The sequence below is a fragment of the Shewanella sp. 125m-1 genome (assembly GCF_052977065.1).
Genome location: NZ_JBRILT010000004.1, coordinates 34854 through 60196 on the forward strand (window position 1 = coordinate 34854; position 25343 = coordinate 60196).

The 25343-nt window shown below is 45.6% G+C and carries 23 protein-coding genes; 15 read left to right on the forward strand and 8 right to left on the reverse strand.

Annotated features, from left to right (window positions below; all coding sequences use genetic code 11):
- Window positions 1-2 precede the first annotated feature (2 nt).
- Both ACVBIK_RS03130 and ACVBIK_RS03135 read left to right on the forward strand, forming a co-directional pair.
- Window positions 3-587: a cytochrome c oxidase assembly protein gene (locus ACVBIK_RS03130; protein WP_447163049.1), complete on the forward strand. Its 585-nt coding sequence runs from the start codon at window positions 3-5 to the stop codon at window positions 585-587.
- 106 nt (window positions 588-693) lie between these two features.
- Window positions 694-1575, forward strand: a complete 882-nt coding sequence (locus ACVBIK_RS03135; protein WP_447163050.1) for a cytochrome c oxidase subunit 3 — start codon at window positions 694-696, stop codon at window positions 1573-1575.
- A gap of 47 nt (window positions 1576-1622) precedes the next feature.
- Here ACVBIK_RS03135 and ACVBIK_RS03140 read toward each other — a convergent pair whose 3' ends face one another.
- Window positions 1623-1841, reverse strand: a complete 219-nt coding sequence (locus tag ACVBIK_RS03140) for a DUF2909 family protein (protein ID WP_447158990.1) — start codon at window positions 1839-1841, stop codon at window positions 1623-1625.
- Between ACVBIK_RS03140 and ACVBIK_RS03145 the strand changes: the two genes are divergently transcribed.
- The 5 genes from ACVBIK_RS03145 to ACVBIK_RS03165 all read left to right on the forward strand — a co-directional run bounded on the left by ACVBIK_RS03145 (window position 1840) and on the right by ACVBIK_RS03165 (window position 5924).
- Window positions 1840-2577 carry an SURF1 family protein gene (locus ACVBIK_RS03145; protein ID WP_447169084.1) on the forward strand — a complete coding sequence of 246 codons (738 nt, stop codon included), beginning with the start codon at window positions 1840-1842 and terminating at the stop codon, window positions 2575-2577. The genes ACVBIK_RS03140 and ACVBIK_RS03145 overlap by 2 nt on opposite strands.
- 127 nt (window positions 2578-2704) lie before the next feature.
- A complete protein-coding gene (locus ACVBIK_RS03150) occupies window positions 2705-3250 on the forward strand; it encodes a hypothetical protein (protein ID WP_447158992.1) in 546 nt (181 codons plus the stop codon).
- A 13-nt stretch (window positions 3251-3263) separates the two neighbouring features.
- Window positions 3264-4247: a COX15/CtaA family protein gene (locus ACVBIK_RS03155; RefSeq protein WP_447158993.1), complete on the forward strand. Its 984-nt coding sequence runs from the start codon at window positions 3264-3266 to the stop codon at window positions 4245-4247.
- Window positions 4248-4312: 65 nt separating this feature from the next.
- Window positions 4313-5218 carry a heme o synthase gene (gene cyoE / locus ACVBIK_RS03160; RefSeq protein ID WP_447169085.1) on the forward strand — a complete coding sequence of 302 codons (906 nt, stop codon included), beginning with the start codon at window positions 4313-4315 and terminating at the stop codon, window positions 5216-5218.
- A 76-nt stretch (window positions 5219-5294) separates the two neighbouring features.
- On the forward strand, window positions 5295-5924 hold the full coding sequence (locus ACVBIK_RS03165; protein WP_447158995.1) for an SCO family protein: 630 nt from the start codon (window positions 5295-5297) through the stop codon (window positions 5922-5924).
- A 244-nt stretch (window positions 5925-6168) separates the two neighbouring features.
- Here the strand turns inward: ACVBIK_RS03165 and ACVBIK_RS03170 are convergent, their stop codons facing one another.
- Window positions 6169-7215, reverse strand: a complete 1047-nt coding sequence (locus ACVBIK_RS03170) for a polysaccharide deacetylase family protein (protein ID WP_447163054.1) — start codon at window positions 7213-7215, stop codon at window positions 6169-6171.
- Window positions 7216-7233: 18 nt separating this feature from the next.
- Between ACVBIK_RS03170 and ACVBIK_RS03175 the strand changes: the two genes are divergently transcribed.
- Entirely contained in the window at window positions 7234-8565 is a 1332-nt protein-coding gene (locus ACVBIK_RS03175) for an MATE family efflux transporter (protein WP_447158997.1), read from the forward strand.
- Window positions 8566-8633: 68 nt separating this feature from the next.
- Here the strand turns inward: ACVBIK_RS03175 and nfuA are convergent, their stop codons facing one another.
- The gene (nfuA, locus tag ACVBIK_RS03180) at window positions 8634-9212 is read right to left on the reverse strand and encodes a Fe-S biogenesis protein NfuA (protein ID WP_447158998.1); all 579 of its coding nucleotides are present in this window, start codon (window positions 9210-9212) and stop codon (window positions 8634-8636) included.
- 210 nt (window positions 9213-9422) lie between these two features.
- Between nfuA and ACVBIK_RS03185 the strand changes: the two genes are divergently transcribed.
- Window positions 9423-11966 carry a M14 family zinc carboxypeptidase gene (locus tag ACVBIK_RS03185; RefSeq protein WP_447169086.1) on the forward strand — a complete coding sequence of 848 codons (2544 nt, stop codon included), beginning with the start codon at window positions 9423-9425 and terminating at the stop codon, window positions 11964-11966.
- Between the two features lie 28 nt (window positions 11967-11994).
- Here ACVBIK_RS03185 and ACVBIK_RS03190 read toward each other — a convergent pair whose 3' ends face one another.
- Window positions 11995-12759, reverse strand: coding sequence for a ComF family protein (locus ACVBIK_RS03190; RefSeq protein ID WP_447169087.1), 765 nt, complete (start codon window positions 12757-12759; stop codon window positions 11995-11997).
- Window positions 12760-12809: 50 nt separating this feature from the next.
- Here ACVBIK_RS03190 and bioH point away from each other — a divergent pair, with 50 nt between their 5' ends.
- A complete protein-coding gene (gene bioH, locus ACVBIK_RS03195) occupies window positions 12810-13583 on the forward strand; it encodes a pimeloyl-ACP methyl ester esterase BioH (RefSeq protein ID WP_447159001.1) in 774 nt (257 codons plus the stop codon).
- A 76-nt stretch (window positions 13584-13659) separates the two neighbouring features.
- On the forward strand, window positions 13660-14154 hold the full coding sequence (locus tag ACVBIK_RS03200) for a hypothetical protein (RefSeq protein ID WP_447159002.1): 495 nt from the start codon (window positions 13660-13662) through the stop codon (window positions 14152-14154).
- 63 nt (window positions 14155-14217) lie between these two features.
- Here ACVBIK_RS03200 and ACVBIK_RS03205 read toward each other — a convergent pair whose 3' ends face one another.
- Both ACVBIK_RS03205 and greB read right to left on the reverse strand, forming a co-directional pair.
- Complete coding sequence (locus ACVBIK_RS03205) at window positions 14218-16569, reverse strand: Tex family protein (RefSeq protein WP_447169088.1); 2352 nt, start codon at window positions 16567-16569, stop codon at window positions 14218-14220.
- 160 nt (window positions 16570-16729) lie between these two features.
- On the reverse strand, window positions 16730-17212 hold the full coding sequence (gene greB, locus ACVBIK_RS03210; protein WP_447159004.1) for a transcription elongation factor GreB: 483 nt from the start codon (window positions 17210-17212) through the stop codon (window positions 16730-16732).
- Window positions 17213-17564: 352 nt separating this feature from the next.
- Here greB and ompR point away from each other — a divergent pair, with 352 nt between their 5' ends.
- From ompR to ACVBIK_RS03225, 3 genes are all read left to right on the forward strand, one after another.
- Window positions 17565-18290, forward strand: coding sequence for an osmolarity response regulator transcription factor OmpR (ompR, locus tag ACVBIK_RS03215; RefSeq protein WP_447159005.1), 726 nt, complete (start codon window positions 17565-17567; stop codon window positions 18288-18290).
- Between the two features lie 46 nt (window positions 18291-18336).
- The gene (gene envZ, locus ACVBIK_RS03220) at window positions 18337-19659 is read left to right on the forward strand and encodes a two-component system sensor histidine kinase EnvZ (RefSeq protein ID WP_447163059.1); all 1323 of its coding nucleotides are present in this window, start codon (window positions 18337-18339) and stop codon (window positions 19657-19659) included.
- A gap of 82 nt (window positions 19660-19741) precedes the next feature.
- Entirely contained in the window at window positions 19742-21682 is a 1941-nt protein-coding gene (locus tag ACVBIK_RS03225) for a methyl-accepting chemotaxis protein (protein WP_447169089.1), read from the forward strand.
- Window positions 21683-21732: 50 nt separating this feature from the next.
- On the opposite strand, the gene ACVBIK_RS03230 is transcribed toward ACVBIK_RS03225, so the two are convergent.
- A complete protein-coding gene (locus ACVBIK_RS03230; RefSeq protein ID WP_447159008.1) occupies window positions 21733-22206 on the reverse strand; it encodes a redoxin family protein in 474 nt (157 codons plus the stop codon).
- Between the two features lie 295 nt (window positions 22207-22501).
- Here ACVBIK_RS03230 and ACVBIK_RS03235 point away from each other — a divergent pair, with 295 nt between their 5' ends.
- Window positions 22502-23920: a magnesium transporter gene (locus ACVBIK_RS03235; RefSeq protein ID WP_447169090.1), complete on the forward strand. Its 1419-nt coding sequence runs from the start codon at window positions 22502-22504 to the stop codon at window positions 23918-23920.
- Window positions 23921-24038: 118 nt separating this feature from the next.
- Here the strand turns inward: ACVBIK_RS03235 and ACVBIK_RS03240 are convergent, their stop codons facing one another.
- Window positions 24039-25280 carry a hypothetical protein gene (locus ACVBIK_RS03240; RefSeq protein WP_447163062.1) on the reverse strand — a complete coding sequence of 414 codons (1242 nt, stop codon included), beginning with the start codon at window positions 25278-25280 and terminating at the stop codon, window positions 24039-24041.
- Window positions 25281-25343: the final 63 nt, after the last annotated feature.

Genomic DNA, 25343 nt, shown 5'->3' on the forward strand with positions numbered 1-25343 from the left:
AGATGACTGAGATGAAGCGTAACGCCAATCGCAAATTGCTCGCCATGCTAATTATTGGCGCTGTGGGCATGTTTGGGTTTGGTTTTGCGCTTGTTCCTTTATATGACGTGCTGTGCGACGCATTGGGTATTAACGGTAAACCCGCAAGTACCGCCAGTGTTTATCAGCCTGTCGCAGTGGATAAAAACAGAACCATAACGGTTGAGTTTGTGTCTCAAGTGCAAAGCGACATGCCTTGGACATTTAAACCTCAGGTTAATACCATGCAAGTGCATCCCGGTGAGCTTATTCGTACTCATTTTGTCGCTACGAATTTATCGGCAGAGCATATTGTGGGGCAGGCTATTCCGTCTGTTTCTCCCGGACAGGGGGCGGCATACTTTAATAAGACGGAATGCTTCTGTTTCAATCAGCAGGTATTGCAGGCTAACGCTGCAGCCGAGCTACCACTCATCTTTTTTGTGGATCCCCAATTGCCGGATTCAATCTCGACCCTGACCCTCTCTTATACCCTCTACAACATCACCGACAAGGGCTATGTAGTAAGTGCCACAAGTAATGTCGTGGAGCAAGGAGCTGCACAATGACAACTGAACATATAGATGAAAACTACTCCTGCAATAAAAACGTCGCTGTGATTAACACAGTCACTAAAACTGGGGCTAAAGCCGTTACAGGGCAAGGAGCGGCTAAATGACAACTGAACATAAACACGAAAACTACTACGTACCAGAGCAAAGTGCGTGGCCCATTATTGGCGCGATAGGTTTATTTCTTATCGCCTTTGGTGCTGGAAGCTATGTATCTGAATTAAAAACAGAAGGCGGCAGTGGTGGCTATATTTTGCTAGCTGGTATTGCGGTTATCATTTTCATGATTTTTGGCTGGTTTAGAACCGTTATCGCCGAATCTATGGCAGGGCTCTACTCCAAACAGATGGATCGATCCTTTAGGCAAGGAATGAGCTGGTTTATCTTTTCTGAAGTCATGTTCTTTGCTGCTTTTTTTGGCGCCTTATTTTATGCCCGAATTATCGCAATACCTTGGCTTGGCGGCGCCTCAAATAATGAGATGACCCATGAAGTATTATGGCCAATGTTTGAAGCTGCTTGGCCCTTACTGACAACGCCAGATGGCAGCCTGACCCAAGCGATGGACTGGACAGGACTACCGCTCTACAACACCTTAATTCTTTTGACCTCTTCGATAACATTGCATTTTGCTCACGTAGGGTTAGAAAAAAATAAGCGTACCGCGTTAACCGTTTGGCTAGCAATAACCATTTTACTTGGGGTAGCGTTCTTATTCTTGCAAGTGGAAGAGTATGTCCATGCCTATCAAGAAATGGGGCTGACATTAAATTCAGGCATTTACGGTAACACCTTTTTCTTGCTAACCGGCTTCCATGGCATGCACGTTACCCTAGGAACGGTATTCCTTATGGTGTTGTTTTTACGAGTGCTTAAAGGGCACTTTACCCCAGATAAGCACTTTGCTTTTCAAGCAGGGGCTTGGTATTGGCACTTTGTCGATGTGGTTTGGCTGTGCTTGTTTTTCTTTGTTTATGTGCTTTAACCACTCATATTGCCGATATTAATACGATCACATAAACAATAATGTCATCAGTAGGGTCTGGAGTTAGGTGTTATGACTCCCGTCCCTAATGCCACCAGCAGTAACAGCACCACGAGTACAGAAAAGAGGACTCGGCGACCTAAGAATTGACTCATGGGGATACTCTTTTCTCCTTTCACCATAATAAATAGGGCTCGACCTAAATTAACCAGTATGAATAGCAGTAGCAGTACGAAAACTAATTTAAAGACAAACAAAGCAGACATGGCGCTTCCTCGCGTTAAGGTGAATCTTGCTTGGTTATTTATTGTGCTTTCTACTGTGATTGTGTTTTCTATTTTGGTCAAGTTAGGTTTTTGGCAGCTTGAAAGAGCTCAATATAAGGCTCTCTGGCAGCAACAACTAACAGATAGACAAGCAGCTTCTGTATTAAGCTATTCGCAACTGCTCAGCCTCCCTAAAGATGAGCCTTTAACAGGGTTTAAGCTAAAAACGGCGGTGGCTCCCATCTCAACCAATGTTTTCTTGCTCGATAATCAAGTCTATGAGGGTAGAGTAGGCTACATTGCCTTACAAGCTTTGCAGGTCAGTGCATCAGAGCCATGGTTGTTAGTTGAACTCGGCTTTATCTCAGCGAGTATGGATCGCTCTAAGCTACCAAACTTAACAGCGATTACCAATCCTATAATGCTAGAGGGGCGGGTTTACCAAAAGCAGTTTAACCCGATGAGCTTTGATCTGATGGCTGAAGCTGGTTGGCCCAAACGCATCCAAAATCTCAATATCCCACAGCTGTCTGAACAACTTAATCAATCGCTCTCCGGCGTCGTATTACAGCCGAGTAATCTTGACAACCCATACCCTCATCCGTGGCAACCAATCCCGTTATCGTCGCAGAAGCATCAAGGTTATGCCGTACAGTGGTTTGCAATGGCAGGCGTATTTATATTGATCATGGGCTATTTATTTTTTCGCATGTTAAAACAACGATATAACAAGTAATCATATTGCTCTATTGCTAACGAAGGTTAGACGATGTAGGTTAGAAATTAAGCTCCTAGCCGTAATGGGAAGACTTAATTTTAATCATCAAATTTGATGGATTTTAGTAAGATAAAGAGGAGATGGAATGAACTCCCCCCAAAAAAGCGGCAAAAAAACACTGATACTGTTATTACTGGCTTTTGTCCTGCCTGTGATAGCGGCAAAACTGGTGCTCAGCTTTGACCTGTACCAAGGCGGAGCCACCAATAAGGGGCAATTGCTCGATACCGATACCAGCTATCAGAATCTAGCTATGGTGAATCCACTGCCCCATGAATGGCAGTTGCTCTACCTACTTCCTAGCCACTGTAATGCCGTCTGCGAAGATAGGCTCTATATTCTGCAGCAAAGTCATACCGCACTGGGTCGACATCAAGACCGTGTTCATACCATTATTTTGGTTAATGAGCACAGTGATACGACTGTACTCGACGCCTTTGATTTTGTAACCGCAACCCCCTCTAAAGCACTTAGCCAGCTGCTTGATCAGCAAGAATTAGTGATAGTCGATCCCTTAGGTAGCTTAGTGATGAGCTACCCAGTAGCTGAAGATCATCAAGCACAAATAATGCAAGGCAAAGCCTTAGTGGCTGACCTACGTAAGTTACTCAAACTATCACGGATTGGCTAAGGAGACGTTTGATATGCAGATTAAGTCGCTATTGAAAGTCACATTAGTGTTTACTTTATGCGTGATTCTGATGGGAGCATATACTCGACTATCGGATGCTGGTCTTGGCTGCCCAGACTGGCCCGGCTGCTATGGCATGCTCAAAGTCCCTACCCAAACTCATGAGCTAAACCAGGTGCAACAAGCCTTTCCAGAACATACAGTTGAAGCAGATAAAGCATGGCTTGAGATGATCCACCGTTACATTGCCGGTGCCTTGGGTTTATTGGTATTACTCATCTTAATCCTCAGCCTTAAGACTAAGGATGCGCCTAAGAAACTGCCTATGTTTATTGCAGCGCTTATCATCTTCCAAGCTGCGCTCGGCATGTGGACAGTGACGATGAAACTGATGCCGATTATCGTTATGGCACATCTATTGGGCGGGTTTGCACTGTTCTCGCTGCTGTTATTACTTTATCTACGCAGTAAACCGCTTAGGATCCCTGGTGGTGATGCTCCTGCACGAAAGATGGCAGGCTTTGCCGCCATCTGCATTGGAGTTTTGTTACTGCAAATTATTTTAGGTGGCTGGACTTCATCAAATTATGCCGCGCTGGCCTGCACCACCTTGCCATTTTGTGAGGGAAACTGGGTTGATAATCTGAGCTTTGCTCAAGCCTTCTCGCCATTTCAAGGTGAACACGCCAGTTATGAATATGGTGTTTTAGACTATTCAGCCAGAATGACCATTCATGTTGCCCATCGTATCGGCGCTGTGATTACCGCGGTCATGCTGCTGTATTTAGCCTTCAAGCTTATTCGCACCGCTAACTCAAACATCATGCGTAATACCGCATGGCTATTAGTCGCTTTGGTCATTGTGCAAGTCGCACTGGGGATCAGCAACGTCGTTCTGCACCTACCACTGGGCATCGCGGTTTCTCATAATGGCGGCGCTGCACTATTACTACTGACGTTAGTTTTTATTAATTACGCCTTATGGCGCAAAGCATAGGGGCCTTTTATGACAACCAATAATGCCCTTTTCATTTCGCAACACAATATCGAGAGGTTTCACTAATGCAAAAACCAATCGCACTTCAGCAAGACCACTCGACGCCGCTTATTCAATGGCGCGCTTATTACGAAATGACCAAACCTAAAGTCGTGGCGCTCATGTTGCTCACCGTACTCGTCGGCATGTGCTTAGCCGTACCAGGCGCTGTGCCCATCGTGCCCTTAATTGCGGGCATGGCAGGGATAGGCATGATGGCAGGTTCCGCTGCAGCCTTTAATCATCTTATCGATCGTCGTATTGATGGCTTAATGGCTCGTACCTATAACCGCCCGCTGCCTAAAGGCCGAGTATCGATAGCAAAAGCACTGACGTTTTCATTTGGCCTTGGGATCCTTGGTTTTGTCGTACTGTACGCCCTAGTTAACCCATTAACAGCATGGCTCACCTTTGCAAGTTTGATAGGTTATGCCGTGGTTTATACCGCCTACTTAAAGCGTGCGACGCCACAAAACATTGTGGTTGGCGGCTTAGCGGGAGCCATGCCACCATTACTTGGCTGGACTGCGGTTACCGGCGAATTTCACGGTAATGCACTGCTGCTTGTCATCATCATTTTTGCTTGGACTCCACCGCATTTTTGGGCGCTAGCCATTCATCGTAAAGCCGAATATGCCAAGGTCGATATCCCTATGTTACCTGTGACTCATGGTGTCGAATTCACAAAAACCTGTATTTTCCTCTATACAATTTTGTTAGCCATCGCCTGCTTATTACCCGTATTAGTAGGCATGTGTGGTCCGGTTTATTTGGTGAGTTCAACATTGCTGAGCGCTGCTTTTATCTATAAAGCTTGGCAACTTAAGTTTCACGAAGCACCCGGCATGGCGATGCAGCTATTTAAGTTTTCAATCTATCATCTGATGCTACTGTTTATCGCCTTGCTGGTTGATCACTACTTGTGGGTATAAGCCTGTTTGCATAACCATTTGACGATAAGAAATATTTACAGCTGTTATTAGGTATTAATGCGCTAGGAGAAAAAAGATGAAGCTCACATGGATTATTACAGCTATTTTAATGGTCGCTGCAGGTGCCTACGCAGGAATTCAACTAAACCAGGCTAAACCGTTAGCGCTGCAAACTAGCTTCGAGTATCCATCGCCGCAACCGTTAGCCCCATTTTCACTCACAGACCAGCGTGGTAATACATTCACCAACGCTGACTTAAATGGAAAATGGAGCCTGTTTTTCATCGGATATACCTCTTGCCCCGACGTTTGCCCGACGACCATGGGTAAATTGACCTCGGCGTACCCAAGCCTGGCGCAAGATAAAGATCTACAGGTTATCTTTCTATCTGTTGACCCACAAAGGGACTCGAGTAGCACATTGGAAAATTACATGCGCTTCTTTAATCCAGAATTTGTGGCTATCACCGGCGAACATAAGCAACTGCTGCCAGTCACCCGTAGTCTAGGTTTTGTTTATGCCATGGTAGGGGAAGGAGATAATTACCAAGTTGACCATAGCGCCTCATTTGCCCTAGTGTCACCTAAAGGTGAGAAGGTTGCGATTATCAAGCCAAAATCAGAGATCCCCGGACAATTACCTCAGATAAAAAATCGCGATTTAATTCATGACGTCAATGCAATTATTGATAAGTACTCCAGTTAACTCAGCTCAAGATTTGAGTTAAAAAACGCACAATACAAACCTGCACACACTTTTCTTTTCATCGTGGCTTCGGTGTTGTCAGTGTTGTGAGCTAAGTAAGCGCTTCGTGGTATATCGCTTTTAAAGCAAAGAACCCAGCTTATGCTGGGTTCTTTGCTTTGTGTTTAGTCATCAAATTTAAGCTTAACTTTTGGCTTAACTTAGCGACATTTCCTTTGCAGGGGCTTTGTTATCATCTAATTAGCTATTCTGCTATCCACTGACCGTTAGATTTAGGTCGGATCCAAGGCTGTGAGAACCAGTAATAACTGCCTTTACTCTTACTCGGAGCCGTACAGTTATAACGTGAACGACCTGCGGGCAGATCCAACTCAGCCTGAATACTGAACTCATTTTCAGAGATCCAGTTAGGCTTCTTAGCCCCCTGCCCCTGAATAAAGCACATTAACTGTGATGCATTGATATCGCTCATGTCCAAAGTCACTTTAATCTCAGGTCGCCACTGACCTTGCTGCAACTGTGGATTGCTGTTGGTTTGCGAAATCACCGGCATATTTAAGCTATGTAGTTTTACCTTTAAACTGTTGAGGTCGGCATACACGCCAGCAACAGGAAAACGCGGTAGTGCCGTTAGCGGTGAATACGGACCGGCTGCACCCGACTGCTGACCAAATGCCACAAAACCATGTTTCTCAAGCATCGCTTCAATCTGTTGATTGTACTCACCATAAGGGTAAGCCAACATTTTCAAATTTTGTCCGGTCGCTTTAGCGATTTCTTTTTCGGTTCGCAGAATATTGGCTTCAATGCGTGCCAACCATTGTGCATCACTCTCACCCGCTTCTTTACGAATTAAGTGCTCATGCCCCCAGCTGTGGTTGGCAATTTCAGCTCCCTCATTAGACAAGGTGATAAGCTGCTGCCAGCTCATCATTTCGCCATATTCTTTGAGGATCGGCTCAACCGAGACAAAAAGCGTGTAGGGGAATTTATATTGCTTTAAAATGGGGTGCGCTGTATTAGCAATGCTGCGATAACCATCATCGAAGGTGATCGCAATCGTTTTTGCTGGCAGCGTTTTTTTTGCCTTAATAGACTCCACCACCGTTGAAAGTGGTACCACATTAAAGTTGTTTTCCGCCAGGTACTGCATCTGCTCTTTGAACTGTGCAGGAGTAACACTGGTGATCGCAGGCGTGCTATCTGATACATGATGATATTGTAGAATCACCGCCGCGTGAGCCGAAAAACCTGTCAGCGCAAGTAGCGCTAGCAACACGTTTTTAACCATAAATATTAGACCTCTAAAATGATTGCCTTACTGTTAAACCCACAAAAAAACCGACAGCTATTTGCCCTTGCGCTCCCCATGATCCTCTCGAATATCACGGTGCCGCTACTTGGACTCGTCGATACTGCCGTTGTTGGACATCTTAGTAACGCCTATTATTTAGGCGGCGTGGCAGTTGGGTCAACGATTATAACCTTAATTTTGTGGTTATTAGGTTTTTTACGCATGGCAACCACTGGATTAGTGGCGCAAGCCTACGGCGCAAACGATACCCAGCAACAATTTAAGCTACTGGTTCAGGCCGCAAGTTTAGCATTACTATTTGGTATTGCTGCCATTGCCCTGCAATGGCCCATCCTTAACCTTGCCATGGCGATGTCCGACGCCAGCGTTGAAGTTGAACGCTATTGTCGTGAATATTTTCAAGTGCGGATCTGGTCGACCCCGTTTGCCCTCATGAATTTAGTCATGCTTGGCTGGCTGCTAGGACGCCAACAACCTAAGGCTGCAATGTGGCAGCTTATTATCGCCAACCTAGCCAATATTGTGTTGGATATCCTCTTCGTTCTCGTTTTCGGTTGGGGAGTTAAAGGCGCAGCATTCGCATCTGTCATTGCCGATATCTCAGGTTTCCTCGTCGCACTGACTATGGTACGCGGACAGCTTAATAAGCTTGGTGGCTTTAAGCTATTTCACGTGGTCAAGCAATTGTCACTGCAAAGCTACGGCAAACTAATGGGCCTCAACACCGACATATTTGTGCGTAGTTTATGCCTACAGCTATCATTTGCGTTTATGACATTTTACGGTGCAGGCTTAGGTGATAATACTGTTGCTGCCAACGCCGTATTGCTCAACCTGCTACTGCTTATCTCTTATGCACTCGATGGTATTGCCTATTATGCTGAAGCTGAAGTTGGCCGAGCCTATGGTCAAAAAAACAGTCGTTTAATGCAAGAGTCGGTGACATTAGCCTGGGCTTGGTCTGCTATCGCCGCATTAGGCTTTACGCTGTTTTTTGCCTTAGCCGGCTCGCACATTATTGCGCTGCTGACCAGTATTAGTGAGGTCAAAGAGGTCGCTGAGCAATATCTTATCTGGGTGATATTCTTGCCTTTGCTCGCCTTCGGCTCCTACTTGTTTGATGGTGTGTATATTGGTGCGGCTAAGGGTAAAGTGATGCGTAATAGTATGATTCTATCGACCTTTGGCGTGTTCTTCCCTGTGTGGTATTTGCTAGAACCGCAGGGTAACTTTGCACTATGGGCTGCGATGAGCTGCTTTATGCTGGCTCGCAGTGCCTCACTGTCGCTGCATTACTGGTTCAAGCTCAGATTGGCATTGGTATAAGTAAGCAGACATAAAAAAACGCGACCTAGCTTAGCGCTAGAGTCGCGTTTTTTAAGAAGACATCTGTATTACTGGTAAGAGTGCTCACCATGTTGATGCTCTGTGACGTCTTTAACGCCTGTTAGCTCACCAGGGAACATTTCAAGCAATTGCTTCTCGATACCATCTTTAAGCGTTACATCAACCATAGAACAACCATTACAACCACCACCGAACTGAAGCACCGCAATGCCCTCTTCAGAGATTTCAACTAGCGAGATGTTACCACCGTGGCTAGCTAGCTGTGGGTTGATTTCAGAGTGGATCACGTACTCGATACGCTCTGATAATGAAGCGTCATCTGACACTTTACGCATCTTAGCGTTTGGTGCTTTCAGCGTTAACTGAGAGCCCAACTGATCGGTAACGAAGTCAATAGTGGCTTCTTCTAGGAATGGTGCGCTCTTCTCGTCGACCATGGCGTTAAAGCCATTAAATTCTAGTTCAGTGTCGTCCGCTTCAACAGCATCTGGTGGACAATATGATACGCCACACTCAGCCTGCGCAGTACCTGGGCTGATAACAAATACTCGAATGTGAGTTCCTTCAGGCTGATCTGATAACAATTTAACAAAATGCGCCTGAGCTGCTTCGGAAATGGTAATCATGAAAACATGCTCCGTCAGGGATAAACCTGAGTGTTTTAGTAAGAATTAGCCCTATAATACTCTTACTCTGCAATCCTTTGTAGCCCCTAAGGCTCACAGATTAAGAATAAACACTAATTAGATCACAGTTTTTTATCTTCCCATAGAGTGGTTTTGTCGACGTGGAGCTGTTAATTTAACAACAATATTATAAATATAACGAAAAACTCCATGCTTAGAATCGGTTTCATTTTTTTATGCGCTTTTTTGATATTCCCCTCTTTTTTTGCTGAAGCAAAAAAGACGCGTTTAACCGATAACCCCCTTTATGGCGTAACCACAACCAGTCCCGAAGCATTTTTAGGTTACCCACTGGGAGAGCGTTTACTGCGCCACGATCAAATTAACTATTACCTTAAAGAAATTGCTAAGCAAAACCCCAGAGTCTCCATCGAACATACTGGCCAAAGCCATGAAGCAAGACAACAGCTCACCGCGGTTATCACCTCGCCAGAAAACCAAGCCAAACTCGATGAGATCTTAGCGCAAAGACAGCAGATCAAATATCTAGGCAAGCAAAGTGGGCCACTGATTATATGGCTAGCCTATTCAATTCATGGTGATGAAATTAGCGGTGCTCATAGCGCGATTAAACTGAGTCATATGCTAGCCACCAGCGAAGATAAGTGGGTTACCGATCTACTCGATAAGGCAGTCGTGCTAATTACGCCAAGCCAAAACCCCGACGGCCTAGACCGTTTTTCAACTTGGGCTAACGGTTATGCTGGCAAAGTGGCGGTGAGCGACCCTAACCACAAAGAACACAAACAAGGTTGGCCGACAGGTCGCAGCAATCACTATTTAGCCGATCTCAACCGTGACTGGCTGTTTCTACGTCATCCTGAATCACAGGGACGTGTTGCCTTGTTCCATCGTTGGCAGCCGCATTATGTCGGCGACTTTCATGAGATGGGCCATAACAACACATACTTTTTTCAGCCCGGTGTGCCAGATAGAACCCACCCATTAACGCCAGCAGCAAACCAAAAGTTAACCGCAAAATTGGCCGCTTATCACCAAGCTGCTCTCGATGATAAAAAGCAGAGCTATTTCAGCCGTCAATTATTCGATGATTTTTTCTATGGCAAAGGCTCAACCTACCCTGACATTAACGGCGCCATAGGGGTGCTGTTTGAACAAGCCAGTGCCCGTGGGCAACAGCAAGACTCTAAAAATGGTCTGGTGAGTTTGCAAGAGGCGATAGAAAATCAATATGCCACTTCAATATCAAGCCTCAAAGGCGCGCTAGCCTTAAAGTCTGAACTTGAGCAATACCAGGCTGACTTTTTCAAAAACAAACACCAACAAGCGATGAAGAAAAAACCTCGCCAGGCTGGACTGTTATTGAGCACAAATCATGATCCAGGCCGAATTAACGCACTGGCTAAGCTGCTAACTCAACATCAGATAGAGTATTACTATCTCACTAATCCGCTTACCCAGGGTGGTATCGAGTTCGAGGTCAACAGCAGTATTTTTATCCCGCAAAATCAGGCGCAGTCGTCACTACTTCAAGCCATGTTTGATGATAGAACAGAGTTTATCGACCCGACGTTCTATGACATTTCAACTTGGAACTTACAGCATGCTTTCGACCTAACATTGCGCCGTAATATCAAACTCGAGTTAAGTGTATTAAGTCAAAACGCACCAGAGTTTAAGCCCGATAGTTGGGACGACAGTACTACTGTTGCTTTGCTAGTTGATTGGCGCGAGAGCCAAGCGGCTTTGCTACTTCAACAACTTCTAGAGCAGGGAGTCATGGTCAAATTTGCGGCCAAACCCTTTAGCCTTGTCGTAGCCGAGCAAGAGATAGATTTTGCTGCAGGGACACTGCAAATTCCGTTAAAGCAGGACAACTTATCAGCCAACGAGATCAGCCAGAAGGTGGGAAAATTCGCCCAAAAACTTAAGGTTAACATTGTGGCAGTGAACACCAGCGCCGCAAAAAAAGGCATCGATCTTGGTAGCCCTGACTTTAAGGTCATTAAGCCCATCCGGCCATTAATCCTCAGCGGCAAAGGCACCTCAATTGCCGAAGTGGGTCAGCTTTGGTATTACCTAGATAATACCTTAGGAGTGGCCACTACCTTAGTCGATATTAATAACCTTGCCTCAGTAAAACTCAGTGACTACAGCCACATTATTATGGCCGATGGTAACTACCTCACCTTAAATGAAAGGTTTGCTCGTAAGCTGGGGCAATTTGCTTCAAACGGGGGCGTAGTGATAGCACAAAAAGGTGCGCTAGATTGGCTTCGTAATTCGAATCTGCTAAAAACTAATTTACGTAGCGATCGTTTTTACAAACAACTATTCGATGCCGACGGCTTAACCTTCGACAAAAAGTCTACATTCAAAGCGAAGCAAGAAATTGGCGGCGCTATCTTGGAGTTAAAACTTGATACTAGCCATCCAATTAACTTTGGCCTAAATGGCGATCGGCTTCCGGTACTGAAAAACAAAGTGCTAGGCTTTTCGCAAACAACTAACGACTTTACCGTGGCAGCAAAATACACCTCGGCTCCTCTGCTAAGCGGCTATTTAGCCCAAGAATATCAGAGCAGCTTTAGCAACTCGCCCGCGATTATCATCGAGTCTCGCAATCAAGGCGCTGTTGTGGGGATGGCTGATAATTTGCTCTTTAGAAATATCTGGTTAGGCAGCCAAAAAGTCTATGCTAACGCGCTCTATTTTATTCCTGCGCTGCATTAGCGCGTATAGAGAGAAGTGTTCATAAAGATTAACTCAAGCCCGGTGCTTCTGCTCTTGCGAGGCACCACACTTGCACCTGAGTATGCTTACGCTGCAATAACCTCGCGATTTCATCAACCGTGGTTCCGGTTGTCACCACATCATCAATCAAAGCGACTCGCTGCCAATTAAACTCAGTTGAAAGCTCAAAAGCATTATTAAGGTTCTTACGGCGTAACTTGCCACTTAGGCCAGCTTGTGGCTGTGTGTCTCTGCTCCTTAACAGCATATTATCGACAAGGGGAATATCAAGCCGCTTTGACAGTGCACGCGCAATTAACCATGCCTGATTAAAGCCACGCTGTTGTAGCCTTTTTCGGTGCAGTGGCACAGCAATCAACACTTGTGGTAGCTCAATAAAGCCTAAATACTCTAGGTATAAGATCCGCTGCACTAAGGCGTCGACTAACACGTCTATCACTGCAAATTGAGCCTGATACTTAATCTGCCCAACCCAATGCCCCATCCCTTGATGGTAGCTGCAGGGGGCAATCACTTTTAATTTTGAAGCAAGCATACAGCGTCCACAAAAAGGGGGTTGCAGTGGCATTTCACTGCCACACCCCAAACAGATATCCGCTTGATAGCGGCAAGCATGTAAACACACAGAACAAATTCCGCGCTGAGCAGCCTCAATATGTTGATGGCACATCAAACAGCGATTGGGTAAAATAGCCGCAAGCACTCTATTCCAGAATATTATCTTGATAGGTGAAATCCTTTTCAATATTCCCCTGTTAACCAAAGACAACATGGATTAGGCAAAGCCTTTCAATGTTGCATCGTTACACTATGAGGTCCTAAGTGAGCCCAATAAAGCTACATGTTGAATCTATCGGTCAAGGCCCTGACGTCGTCATGCTCCATGGCTGGGGGGTTAATAGCGCCGTATTTACTCCACTTCACAGTGCATTAAACAATTATAGATTCCACTATGTCGATCTGCCGGGATTTGGCCATAGCCAAGCCGTTATGGGCGATATTGAAGATTGGCTTGACGCCATTATGGAACAAGTACCAGAGAAGGCCATTTGGACCGGCTGGTCACTGGGTGGGCTCGTTGCCACTCTGGCTGCAATTAAGCAGCCGCAACGTGTATCAGCACTGTGCACCATAGCCTCATCACCTTGTTTTATGGCCCGAGAAAACTGGCCGGGGATCCCATCTGAGGTATTAGGCCAGTTTGCCAGCCAGCTGACTCAAGATCTGGATAAAACCGTTGAGCGTTTCTTAGCAATTCAAGCTATGGGCAGTCAAACAGCCAAGGGCGATATTAAGCAGTTGCGTGAGTTAGTACAGGCTCGCCCTTCCGCTCAGCAGAGCGCATTAGCACAAGGCTTAGACATGCTTGAAAATGTCGACTTACGTTCGCAGCTATCCCAAATAGAGCAGCCTTGGCTAAGAGTGTGGGGACGATTAGACGGCCTAGTACCTCGCAGAATGATAACGGCTATGCCACAGGTTTCAGCCAGCGAAGATATGCTACTAGCCAAAGCTTCCCATGCACCATTTATTAGCCATCAAGCCGAGTTTCTCGATGGCTACAAACCTTGGCTAGACAAACTAACTAACAGATAAACGACTCTGGCCGTAGCGCTTTATTTTTACGCTGAATTCGATTAAGATTTAACCACACCTTTCAGTGGGAAACATTATGTTAGTGGTGACCAACTATCCCAACGTGCCGATTGCAACATCTAATGCTGCAACCGATGCTGCGCGCACCGATGGTCAACAGCGCCCACCGATTATAGCGCCGCAACAAGCCACTAAAGGTCATGAAGAACGCGCCTTTAATCCACAGCATGAACGCACCGCAGATCAGGCACAAAACCAAGCCCGGCTTCGCGAGTCGGTGCAACAAAAGCAGCAAGGTCAATCCCAGCAACACGAGCAATCTGGTCAAGAAAAACAGAAACAAGCAGCCAACTTAAATTTAAAGCAACTGCTTAGCCAGCGGGCTCCACTCAAGCGCAGCGATATTAAACTGCCGGGACAACAACCGCCGCCAACCCATACCAGCGAAGCCAACCACCTTATGCCTAACGAGAGCTTGCAGTTTTACCAGGCCTTTGGTGTACGTATTGAAGCTTTTTACTATCAGCGAACCGAGCCCGATATACTGCCAAATTTTTTAGAAATGGCATAAAAAAACCGACAAACTCAGTTGTCGGTTTTTTTGTGTCTCTCACTAATTAGAAGTTTATAATGCTTACTTTTTTAACTTCGCGAAAGCATCGGCAAACGCGTTGCCCATGGCAGCATTGGCTTGCTGCTTAGGTTTATGGCTCTTCTGTTGGCCGCCGGGCTTATTAGCACCTTTGTTATTAGCGCCTTTATTTGCAGCACTATGGGCTGGTCGCGGTGCACTCTTAGGCGCATCGCCGGCCTTATCATCAAGACGCATGCTCAAGGCAATACGACGACGCTCAGCATCCACTTCCATCACCTTCACTTTAACGATATCACCGGCTTTAACCACCTTATGTGGATCATCAATAAACGTGTCTGTCATCGAAGAAATATGCACTAGGCCATCTTGATGAACACCCACATCAACAAAGGCGCCAAAGTTGGTCACGTTTGTCACCACACCTTCTAAGATCATATCTAGCTTCAGATCTTTAATCTCTTCTACGCCCTCTTTAAAGGTCGCTGTCTTAAACTCACCACGAGGATCGCGACCCGGCTTATCAAGCTCAGCGAGAATATCGGTTACTGTAGGTAGACCAAATTCGCTAGTGATAAAATCTTTTGCTTCCAGTGCTTTGAGCAGCTCTGAGTTACCAACTAATTCAGCAACTGAGACCGCTTTTGCGGCAGCAATTGACTCAACTAATGAGTAGGCCTCAGGGTGCACAGATGAACCATCAAGTGGGTTGTCTCCTTCACTAATACGTAGGAAACCCGCAGCTTGCTCATAGGCTTTAGGCCCAAGACGCGCCACCTTAAGCAATGCTTTACGGTTGTTAAAACGGCCTTGCTCGTCACGATGAGTCACGATATTACGCGCTAAGGTTTTGTTTAACCCCGCAACCTGTGCAAGTAGCGCTGCTGATGCCATATTAACGTCAACACCTACACCGTTTACACAGTCTTCAACCACCGCTTCTAGCGAGCTTGATAGCTGGCTCTGACTCACATCATGCTGATATTGACCAACACCAATCGCTTTAGGTTCAATCTTTACCAGTTCCGCCAACGGATCTTGTAAACGCCGCGCAATAGACACTGCACCGCGAATAGACACATCGACATCTGGAAACTCTTCAGAGGCTAGTTCAGAGGCTGAATACACTGATGCGCCCGCTTCACTGACCATAATTTTGGTCAATGTCGGCAAGTCAGCTTTAACTTGACTGATTAAGTCTGCTGCCAGCTTATCGGTTTCACGCGACGCAGTGCCGTTACCCACTGCAATTAACTCAACCTTGTGCATTTTAACGAGGTTACTTAAGGTTCTTACCGACTTATCCCACTGATTTTGAGGAGCGTGTGGGAAAATAGTCGTGTGCGCCACCAGTTTGCCGGTGTCGTTCACAATCGCCACTTTTACGCCAGAGCGAAGACCGGGGTCTAAACCTAGGGTCGCTTTAGCACCCGCTGGTGCCGCCATCAGTAGATCACCTAAGTTACGTGCAAATACCTTAATGGCTTCTTGTTCGGCGCTGTCGCGCATACGGCCAAGAAACTCGGTTTCCATCTGTAGCGCAATCTTCACTTTCCACGTCGCGGCAACCACGGTTTTAAGCCAAGCATCAACGGCAGTATCTGTGAGTCCCAGTTTGAAATGCTCAATAATGATCACTTCACAATAGCTCGCTCGCTTCGGCTCTTGATGCGGATCGGCATTCACATTCAGGCTCAACATGCCTTCATTGCGACCACGCAACATCGCAAGTGCACGATGTGATGGCACCTTGGTCAGCTTTTCAGAGTGTTCAAAATAATCTCTAAACTTAGCGCCTTCTTTCTCTTTACCTTTAACCATGCTGCTTTCAAGAACAGCATTTTGCTCAACTTGAGTACGAATTTTTTGCAGCAGCTCAGCATCTTCAGCAAAACGCTCCATCAAAATGAAACGTGCGCCATCAAGTACGGCCTTAGCGTCGCTAAAACCAGCAGCAGGGTTGATATATTCGCTAGCAACCGCTTCACAATCGGCTTGGCGATTCGCTAATAAGAAGTCGGCTAACGGTTCGATGCCCGCTTCAATAGCAATAAGCCCCTTAGTGCGACGCTTTGGCTTGTAGGGAAGGTAAAGATCTTCTAGGCGCGTCTTACTATCGGCAGCAATAATGGCGGCTTTCAGCTCAGGTGTTAACTTACTCTGCGCTTCAATACTCGACAAAATCACGTTACGACGATCATTAAGATCCCGTAAATAGCCTAAACGACTAAATAGGGTACGCAGTTGAGCGTCATCTAAGCCACCTGTGGCTTCTTTACGGTAACGGGCAATAAATGGCACGGTTGCGCCATCATCGAGTAATGAAATGGTATCGATAACCTGTTGCTGACGAACATTAAGTTCCTCAGCGATGAGCTGTGCAATATTTTGCATAAATAGAGGTCGAGCCTAGTTGATAAAGGGTATTGAGCCAAAGATACCACAGCACATGGATTTGGTTAATGCTAATACTAAGACAATTATGTTATTTGCATGATGAAACAGTGCAGCCAATGAGTTTGACTGCGCTTAATCTGTCAGAAAGGTAGAGACGTTACGCCTCAAAGCCTTGATAAGAAATACGATTGATATACCAAACCTGCTCACCGTTAGGCGTCTTAATCACAGCTTCGTCATCGACCTCTTTCTTTAATAAGCCACGCGCCATAGGCGAGTCGATTGAGATGTAATCTTTACGACCAAAAATCTCATCATAGCCCACGATCTTAAACTGCAGTTTATTGCCGTCATCGTTTTCAATTTCGACCCAAGCACCGAAGAATACCTTACCCTCTTGTGCTGGAGAGTAATCAACAATCTGTACATTTTCTAAGGTTTTACGTAAATATCGAACCCTACGGTCAATTTCACGCAGTTTTCTTTTATTAAAGGTATAATCAGCATTTTCACTACGATCGCCCAAGCTCGCAGCCCAGCTCACAATTTTAGTGATCTCAGGTCGATGCTCACGCCAAAGGTAATTTAGCTCTTTTTGCAATTTCTCGAAACCTTCACGGGTGACGATAGCGGTTCTCATAGGTTCTACTTTCTAAAAGGAATTAATCAAAATTGATGGACAAAAATCATAGCACAGATCCAGTCAAGCTGAGCCATACCGCATCAAATAGCCATATAGAAAATATAACCACAAAAGTTGCTGCTATCAATTTGCTTACAATTTCAGGTACACCGCAGATAAATTATATTTTCATTAATATTCAAAAGCTTAATTTAAGCTGAAATGGATTTAACTCGCAGTATTAACCTATAAGTTAAAATGCCTGCTAGTCATTAACATATTAAAACAGCTATATTAGGAACAATCGCATTCAATATCAGCTATTTGCCTACCAAGAAGGGTTGGCAGCCGAGAAAAAAGGACCGAAAGCATGGGACAAGAAACCTCAAAAATTCTCGTCGTCGACGATGATATGAGACTACGCGCTTTATTAGAACGCTACTTGATGGAACAAGGTTATCAAGTACGTAGCGCAGCCAATGCTGAGCAAATGGACCGCTTATTAGAACGCGAAAACTTCCATCTACTGGTACTGGATCTTATGCTTCCGGGCGAAGATGGTCTGTCTATATGTCGTCGACTACGCCAAACGGGTAACCCGATCCCTATCGTCATGTTGACAGCTAAAGGCGATGAAGTAGATAGAATTATCGGCTTAGAACTCGGCGCCGATGACTACCTACCCAAGCCGTTTAACCCTAGAGAGTTGCTGGCACGTATTAAAGCCGTTATGCGCCGCCAAACACCAGAAGTACCAGGTGCCCCCACTCAGCAAGAAGAAGAGATCACTTTTGGCGAATACTCTCTAAATCTTGCCACACGCGAAATGCATCACGGCGAAGAAAGTATCGCCCTAACAAGCGGTGAGTTTGCAGTGCTTAAAGTGTTGGTCAGCCATCCACGTGAGCCCCTATCGCGCGACAAATTAATGAACCTTGCCCGTGGTCGTGATTACTCCGCTCTAGAGCGTTCGATTGACGTGCAGGTTTCTCGCCTACGTCGACTGATTGAAAACGACGCGGCTAACCCACGCTATATTCAAACGGTATGGGGCTTGGGCTATGTGTTTGTGCCCGACGGCCAATCACGAAAATAGCTAGACGACGATATCTAAGTGACTACATCTAAGTGACGACATCTAAGTGCCCTTAAACAGACGATGGTGGCAACGCTTTTTGCCACGCAGCTCCTTCAGCCAAACTGTCATGTTAATTGGCTGCTTACTGCTAACCAATCAGCTAGTGTCATACATCTCTGTTGCCGTTTACTTTATTAAACCCAGCTATCAGCAGATAAACCAACTAATAGCGAGGCAAGTTAAATTACTGTTTGTTGACGGCGTTGATATCGGCCGCGAACACCTCACTATAGTCGATGCGCTCAATGCTAAAGTGCGCGACGACACCATGCAGTTTTATAACCAGAAACAAGCCCGCGAAGCCGGCATTGACCGTGCTGTTTACTACAGTTTTTTATCTTCTCAGATGTCTGAGTACCTTGGAGGTGAAGCAGAAGTGCGCATCGCTCAAGGGGAAGAGTTTGAGATCTGGATCCGCCCGCCTCAAGCTCCCTCTATCTGGATCAGGGTGCCACTAACCGGACTCAATGAGAAAAACCTTTCTCCACTCACCTTATATTTAATGGTCATTGGCGCCTTAAGTGTGGCGGGAGGATGGTGGTTCGCCCGCCAACAAAACCGTCCACTGAGAAGATTGCAAAAAGCGGCGATTGCGGTGTCACGAGGTGATTACCCCGCACCTTTACCACTAAGCGGGTCTACTGAGATTGTTGAGGTGACCAACACGTTTAATCAGATGTCTCATAGCATGAAGCAGTTGGAGCAAGACCGCGCCCTGTTAATGGCCGGGATCTCCCATGATCTGCGCACGCCCCTTACCCGTATTCGATTAGCATCCGAGATGATGGTTGAAGAAGATCAATACTTAAAAGATGGCATAGTCAACGATATAGAAGATATGGATGCCATCATCAATCAGTTCATCTCTTATATTCGTCAAGACCAAGAAGGTACCCGAGAGCTTGAGCAGATCAACGACCTAATTCAAGATGTGATTCAAGCTGAATCTAACCGTGAAGGCAATATTGATTCAGAGCTCACTGAATGCCCTAACGTGCCGATGCAAGGTATTGCCGTCAAACGCGTACTGAGCAACCTAGTCGAAAATGCCTACCGCTACGGCAACGGTTGGGTCAAAATTAGCTCGCAATTTAACGGTAAATACATCGGCTTTAGTGTCGAAGATAACGGCCCCGGTATCGATGAAGAGCAGATCCCCAAACTGTTCCAACCTTTTACTCAAGGTGATACAGCCAGAGGTAGTGTCGGCTCAGGTTTAGGACTCGCGATTATCAAACGTATCGTAGATAGGCATCAGGGCAAGGTGATCCTCACCAATCGTAGCGAGGGCGGATTACATGCCCAAGTTTGGTTGCCAATTGAATAGCTTTTAATTAACCGTTCCTGTGTAATTTTTTTGTAACCCAAATGCCATATTCTAGCGCCACCTCTTGCAGTTGGCGTGAAAAATGAAAATCTCAACCCTCTCCCTTGCAGCCTCTATAACTTTACTATTGATTGCGGCACTATTGGCATCGGTCATACTTTGGAGCAACGATAGACGTCAGTTTATCGAGCAACAAACCCTACAAGTTCAACTGATCCAGCAAGGATTTTTAGTCGACATAAGGCGAGAGATAGATACTTACCTTGCCAGTGGCGATAGCAGTAAACTTAAAAATGCTAAGGGCGAACTCGAACAGATGCAGACGCAAATTGCTACACTGCACGACCTCAATACCGAGCCACTCCAACAGATTGTCACCGCTTTTATTCATGCCCTAGATAGCGACTATCGCGCCGCAGGCAAGCTGGCTGGTAACCCTCGGCAACTATTAGCCCACGCTGAATCAGAAATGCTCGATTACAACAGTCGTTTAGCAGATTACGCCATTATGGGCTTAGATGAGCACCCTGCACTTGCGGATCAATACCTAAACTTAACCCGGCTATTACCGCCTCTGGTTTATAACCTTTCGCAGATTAGTGATAGCTACCTTGTCGGTAAAGATAAACAATTAAAATCGATTCTTGAAAGTCATATTACTGAGTTAACAGACTGGCACGCCCAGCTAGACTTACTCACTTTAATCGGGATCTACCAGGCGCAGCAGTTAGATGAATTTGCCCTCGGTGAAGATGAGCCTGAAATGATAGAGATCGGTGAAGATGCCAGAGCCGAACTTCTCAGTCTCAGCAGTCGTTATAACAAAGAAATTAATAATACCCACGAGCTACTGATTGAAAACCAGCGTTCACAACACTTATTAAGCCAAGATATTAATGCCATAGAGCAGCAATTGTTAGCTTTAGGTATCGAGCAGCAAGAGCAAACTCAACAGCTCAAACAGGAACTGATGTTTGCTATCTATTCCATGGTATCTATCCTGATAATCTTTGCGGTCAGTTACCTCATCGTGTTGCAGCAACGAGTGGTTAATCCGCTAAAGCACCTCAGTAGAGCCTTCCATAAACTCACCAAATCAAATAGCCGTGAACGAATTGCCATCCAAAGACGCTGTGAAACAGGTCAGATAGCCAACTACTTTAATCAATTGCTTGAGCGCTTTGAAAAAGAAGATGAACAGCAACGCCAGCAGATGACCCAAGTCTCTAATTCATTATCCCAGCTCGTTAATCGTATTGGCCATATATCTGCCAGCACGGAGCAGACCCAGCGAGTCGTACTAACCGCTCAGCAGCAAACGGAACAAATTCGTATCTTAGCTAAAGATGTCAGCGATACGTCAGAGAGAGTTGAGCAAAGTGCACTGCAAACCCAACTACAGATGCAGCAAAGCCAACAGGAAGCCCAAGCTGTTTTGGATGCAACAGACGAAACCCAAGCAGCGGTCAAACACTGTCATCACGCACTAACGGGGTTATCAACCTCCGTCACCGATGTATCACAGATCATCGATGTTATCGGCAATATTGCAGAGCAAACTAACTTATTGGCGCTTAACGCAGCCATAGAAGCCGCTAGAGCTGGCGAACAAGGTAGAGGCTTTGCCGTTGTAGCGGAAGAGGTGCGCAACTTATCTCAGCGTACTCAAGTGTCACTAAAAGAGATCATGGACATACTTAACCAACTCACTCAAGCCAATAGCGAATTAGGTATAAGAGTCAAAGGTATCGAAGATGCCAGCGAGAGCCAAAGAGCTCGCGCTCAAAGCCTATGGCAAGTCGCACAAAGCGTGCAAACACAAGCGAGTGAAATGGCGATTACGGCTCAGCAAGGCGCCAAACATAGCCACCAGCAGGTGTGCTATTTAGATGACTTTACCGCTGCCATTATTAGCTTAAGGAATCATGCAAAAGCGGCATCAAAGCAATCTGACGAGATAGCCAAAGAGGTGCAACAGAGCGTAGAAAATATCGAGCTCAATCTTGGGATTAGGGTGGCTTAACATCATAAGGGAGCCAAAGGCTCCCTTAATCTAGCAAATATAAAATGCCGTTATAGTGCAGCCAAAATCGCTTCAGCCGTGCTGACCTCAAACGACTTAGGCGCTTCAACATTAAGCGTTGTCACCACACCATTATCGACAACCATGGCATAACGTTGTGAACGCACACCACCAAAACCAGCAGTGTCCATTTCTAGCCCGAGTGCCTTAGTAAAGCTAGCATCGCCATCGGCCAGCATCATTAATTCTGAGGCATTTTGCGCTTCGCCCCACGCCTTCATCACAAAGGCATCATTAACCGATACGCAAGCAATCAAATCGACGCCTTTGGCTTTTAATTGGTCGGCAAATACCACAAAACCCGGCAGGTGAGCCTCTGAACACGTTGGCGTAAACGCGCCAGGCACGGCAAACAGTATCACTTTTTTACCGGTAAATAGCGCTGCAACGTCATGGTTAACCATGCCATCTTTGGTCAGTTGTGCCAATGTACCCGCTGGCAGTGTTTGTCCTTGTTCAATCATGGGAGAGCCCTTCAATGTTTATAGTAAAGGATATCCTATGCCAATTTTGGCAGCACAAATACCGATAAAGTGTAAGGTTTATCCTCTCAATAACGACCCCCCCCCAAACAGCATGTATGTATTGTTAGCGCTTCCTGCCAAATCGGAACTATCAACCTCTACCACATCAAAGCTGCAAAATGTTATTATTCCCACGAATTACACACAATAACGACTCACAAAACCATTGCGAGTTAACACGTTAATCAATATAGTTGCGCAGTTTTTTATAGCCTCACTTTAAGGTCGGTTAACCATGTCATTGCCAAAAGATGAACACCCTATCGATAACAGCCAACATCAAAGCGAAACAGACTATGAAACGCCTGAGTTAGCCATGGTCGAAGTGAGCCAATCGGTTGAGCAACTGACCAATGCAGAGGGCGAGCAGCAGGCTGAACTATTCCATGACATGCTAGAAGAAGCCGAGCCCGGTACTGTGGCTTTGTTGCTAGAGTCATTACCGCTAGATGAACGTTACGAGCGCTGGTTGCAAGTTGAAACGAGTGAGCGTATTGGCGTATTAGACTTGATGCGTGCTGATCCACGTAATGGCATTTTGGATGAGATGCCTGAAGCTGAGTTAGACTTGCTGTTCTCTCAGATCTCACCTGAAGATTTGATTGAGTGGAGTGATACGCTATCTGACGCCATGACCGAGCGGGCGCTGTCACAAATGGGTGAGCGCCAACGACAGCACTACGATCGCTATGACCAATACTCTGAAAATGAAATTGGCCGTTACGCAGAGCATCAATTCTTAGCGTTAAACCTGATCTCAACCGTGTCACAAGCTCAGCGCTTCTTTCGCCGTATTAAACTCGACTGTAATGATCATGTCTTCCTGCTCGATGATGATGACAAATATATTGGCAGCGTACGTCGCCACGATGTGTTTCGTGCCGCACCAGAGAGCACACTCGCTAGCCTACTCTGGGAAGACAGTCGCTCGATTCTCGCCGATGCCAGCTTAATTGAAGCCGCTGAAGCCATTGAACACAGTAACGAATTAGAAATTGCCGTCGTCGATACCAACGGCATTATGATTGGTCGCATGACACTGCGCAGCGCCACTGCACTCGTGCGTGAGCATTACGAGGCGCAGTTAATGGCAACCGCAGGTATGGACGAGGACGACGATCTGTTCGCGCCAATTACCGTTGGTGCTCGTCGCCGCGCAGTCTGGCTAGGCATTAACTTATTGACCGCACTTCTAGCCTCAGCCACCATCGGCTTATTTGAAAATGTGCTGGAAAAAGTGGTTGCCTTAGCTGTACTGATGCCGATAGTTGCATCGATGGGCGGTATTGCAGGTAGTCAGTCACTCACCTTGATGATCCGCGGTATGGCCATGGGGCAGGTATCCTCAGGTAACGTCATGTCACTGCTAAAAAACGAGCTCGGTATCGGTATCTTAAATGGTGTGCTGTGGGCGACAGTGATTGGTCTGATTGCCGGCTACTGGTTTCACGATCCCATTATTGGCACTGTGATTGGCGCAGCGATTTTAATTAATATGGCGGTAGCGGCCATTGCAGGGGTAATGGTGCCGATGATATTGCAGAAAATGAATCAAGATGCCGCGCTGTCGGGCTCGGTCATTTTAACCACCGTCACTGATGTGGTGGGCTTCTTCTGCTTCTTAGGCCTCGCTTCGGTTCTGTATTTATATTAATAACGAACAATCAAAAACAGCAAAGCCTAGCTAAAATAGCTAGGCTTTTTAATATTAATGATTACAAGACTTCCCACCAAACTAGCTCTTGAGCGGATACATCCACAAATGTGCTGGGTTATTCAACCTTTGGCTGGTTAGCTTGTTGTACTAATCTCACAGGCAGCCCAAGCTTAACTAAATGATTGAGAATGAATCGTCCACTCCAAGCCCAACTGCTTAATGAGATTAAGTTGTCGTCACGCCCAATTAGTTTTATATCACCATCGATAGATAAACGCAGCGGAGTGTTATCTTCTGCGGCTACTTGAATATCGGCACAAGCAATATGACTCATTGTAGATCGCAATATCGTCCTCGATTCATGACCACTAATGCTAGAAGAACTAGAAGTACCGGGAGTTAGCAGCCAAACGGCATCTCTAGTGGTGCAAACAGCCTTAAAAGAGCGAGATTTAATATCGCTATAGAAGGTAAATATGAATACAAAGCTCGGCAAGGCAAGCATGATAAAAGTAATGACCATCATAACGACCACCCCCATATCTGACATAGACTCAGTCCTATAAATGACATCACGAAATTTATTTCGATAGGGACCTACTGGCAATATTGCTTTAAAAAAGCCTGGTAGCAGAAAAACATAGGTGTATATACCCGCGATAGCAAATAGAAATGGTTTAACACTGGCTCGCCATGACTTTTTAGTCACTGTGCGCCCTCTTGTCATTGATAGATGCTGATTTAGAGTGGCAATTACCCCATCTGCATCATCCTCTTCTAGCGAGATAGAGCCTATATATTCGATTGCTTGCTCTATACCTTCAGCTTGCTGTGGTAGCACTTCGGTTTGTTGTTCTAAGAAATAGATGTCAAAACGTTTAATCAGCAAACAGTTAGACTGCTCATTTTCTAACAGCAGATACTGACTATCCAAAGGTAAAGCAAATTCACATTGACGCTGTAACAGTCGGTAAATAAAAATTAATATGCAAAACTGGTACGCTATGATGCCAATGGCTATAAAGTTAATATTGGCCAGAGCATAGGTATTACTAACGATGCTAATAACAATAAAAAAGCCAAATACCCATTTATCAAAAGCAGACATTAGAACTGACTTTACGACAACAACCACATTATTTTTAAGATAAATAAGCTGTCGCTGCCTCGCTTTAAAAGCAAAACTCACAATCGCGTAAAGGGTTAATAAAACAGTAAAGCAAACAGAGAAAGCCAAAGCATCATAAAAATAAGACCAAATCAGTAACCCAAAGCCGATAACTAGAGATGCCTTTTGATAAATACTTCGAGTAAATGGCGTGAGCACTGCGTCTTGAATACTAGCCTTTATATTCACTTACTTTCCTCACATTAATCAGGCTGCTTGCTGTATTGTTTCTGCAGCCTAATCAAATACTTT

Bases quoted from the DNA above. Each gene is read 5' to 3' on its own strand.
- ACVBIK_RS03130 (WP_447163049.1), top strand. From the start codon at position 3: ATGACTGAGATGAAGCGTAACGCCAATCGCAAATTGCTCGCCATGCTA.
- ACVBIK_RS03135 (WP_447163050.1), top strand. From the start codon at position 694: ATGACAACTGAACATAAACACGAAAACTACTACGTACCAGAGCAAAGT.
- ACVBIK_RS03145 (WP_447169084.1), top strand. From the start codon at position 1,840: ATGGCGCTTCCTCGCGTTAAGGTGAATCTTGCTTGGTTATTTATTGTG.
- ACVBIK_RS03140 (WP_447158990.1), bottom strand. From the start codon at position 1,841: ATGTCTGCTTTGTTTGTCTTTAAATTAGTTTTCGTACTGCTACTGCTA.
- ACVBIK_RS03150 (WP_447158992.1), top strand. From the start codon at position 2,705: ATGAACTCCCCCCAAAAAAGCGGCAAAAAAACACTGATACTGTTATTA.
- ACVBIK_RS03155 (WP_447158993.1), top strand. From the start codon at position 3,264: ATGCAGATTAAGTCGCTATTGAAAGTCACATTAGTGTTTACTTTATGC.
- cyoE (WP_447169085.1), top strand. From the start codon at position 4,313: ATGCAAAAACCAATCGCACTTCAGCAAGACCACTCGACGCCGCTTATT.
- ACVBIK_RS03165 (WP_447158995.1), top strand. From the start codon at position 5,295: ATGAAGCTCACATGGATTATTACAGCTATTTTAATGGTCGCTGCAGGT.
- ACVBIK_RS03170 (WP_447163054.1), bottom strand. From the start codon at position 7,215: ATGGTTAAAAACGTGTTGCTAGCGCTACTTGCGCTGACAGGTTTTTCG.
- ACVBIK_RS03175 (WP_447158997.1), top strand. From the start codon at position 7,234: ATGATTGCCTTACTGTTAAACCCACAAAAAAACCGACAGCTATTTGCC.
- nfuA (WP_447158998.1), bottom strand. From the start codon at position 9,212: ATGATTACCATTTCCGAAGCAGCTCAGGCGCATTTTGTTAAATTGTTA.
- ACVBIK_RS03185 (WP_447169086.1), top strand. From the start codon at position 9,423: ATGCTTAGAATCGGTTTCATTTTTTTATGCGCTTTTTTGATATTCCCC.
- ACVBIK_RS03190 (WP_447169087.1), bottom strand. From the start codon at position 12,759: ATGTTGTCTTTGGTTAACAGGGGAATATTGAAAAGGATTTCACCTATC.
- ACVBIK_RS03200 (WP_447159002.1), top strand. From the start codon at position 13,660: ATGTTAGTGGTGACCAACTATCCCAACGTGCCGATTGCAACATCTAAT.
- ACVBIK_RS03205 (WP_447169088.1), bottom strand. From the start codon at position 16,569: ATGCAAAATATTGCACAGCTCATCGCTGAGGAACTTAATGTTCGTCAG.
- greB (WP_447159004.1), bottom strand. From the start codon at position 17,212: ATGAGAACCGCTATCGTCACCCGTGAAGGTTTCGAGAAATTGCAAAAA.
- ompR (WP_447159005.1), top strand. From the start codon at position 17,565: ATGGGACAAGAAACCTCAAAAATTCTCGTCGTCGACGATGATATGAGA.
- ACVBIK_RS03225 (WP_447169089.1), top strand. From the start codon at position 19,742: ATGAAAATCTCAACCCTCTCCCTTGCAGCCTCTATAACTTTACTATTG.
- ACVBIK_RS03230 (WP_447159008.1), bottom strand. From the start codon at position 22,206: ATGATTGAACAAGGACAAACACTGCCAGCGGGTACATTGGCACAACTG.
- ACVBIK_RS03235 (WP_447169090.1), top strand. From the start codon at position 22,502: ATGTCATTGCCAAAAGATGAACACCCTATCGATAACAGCCAACATCAA.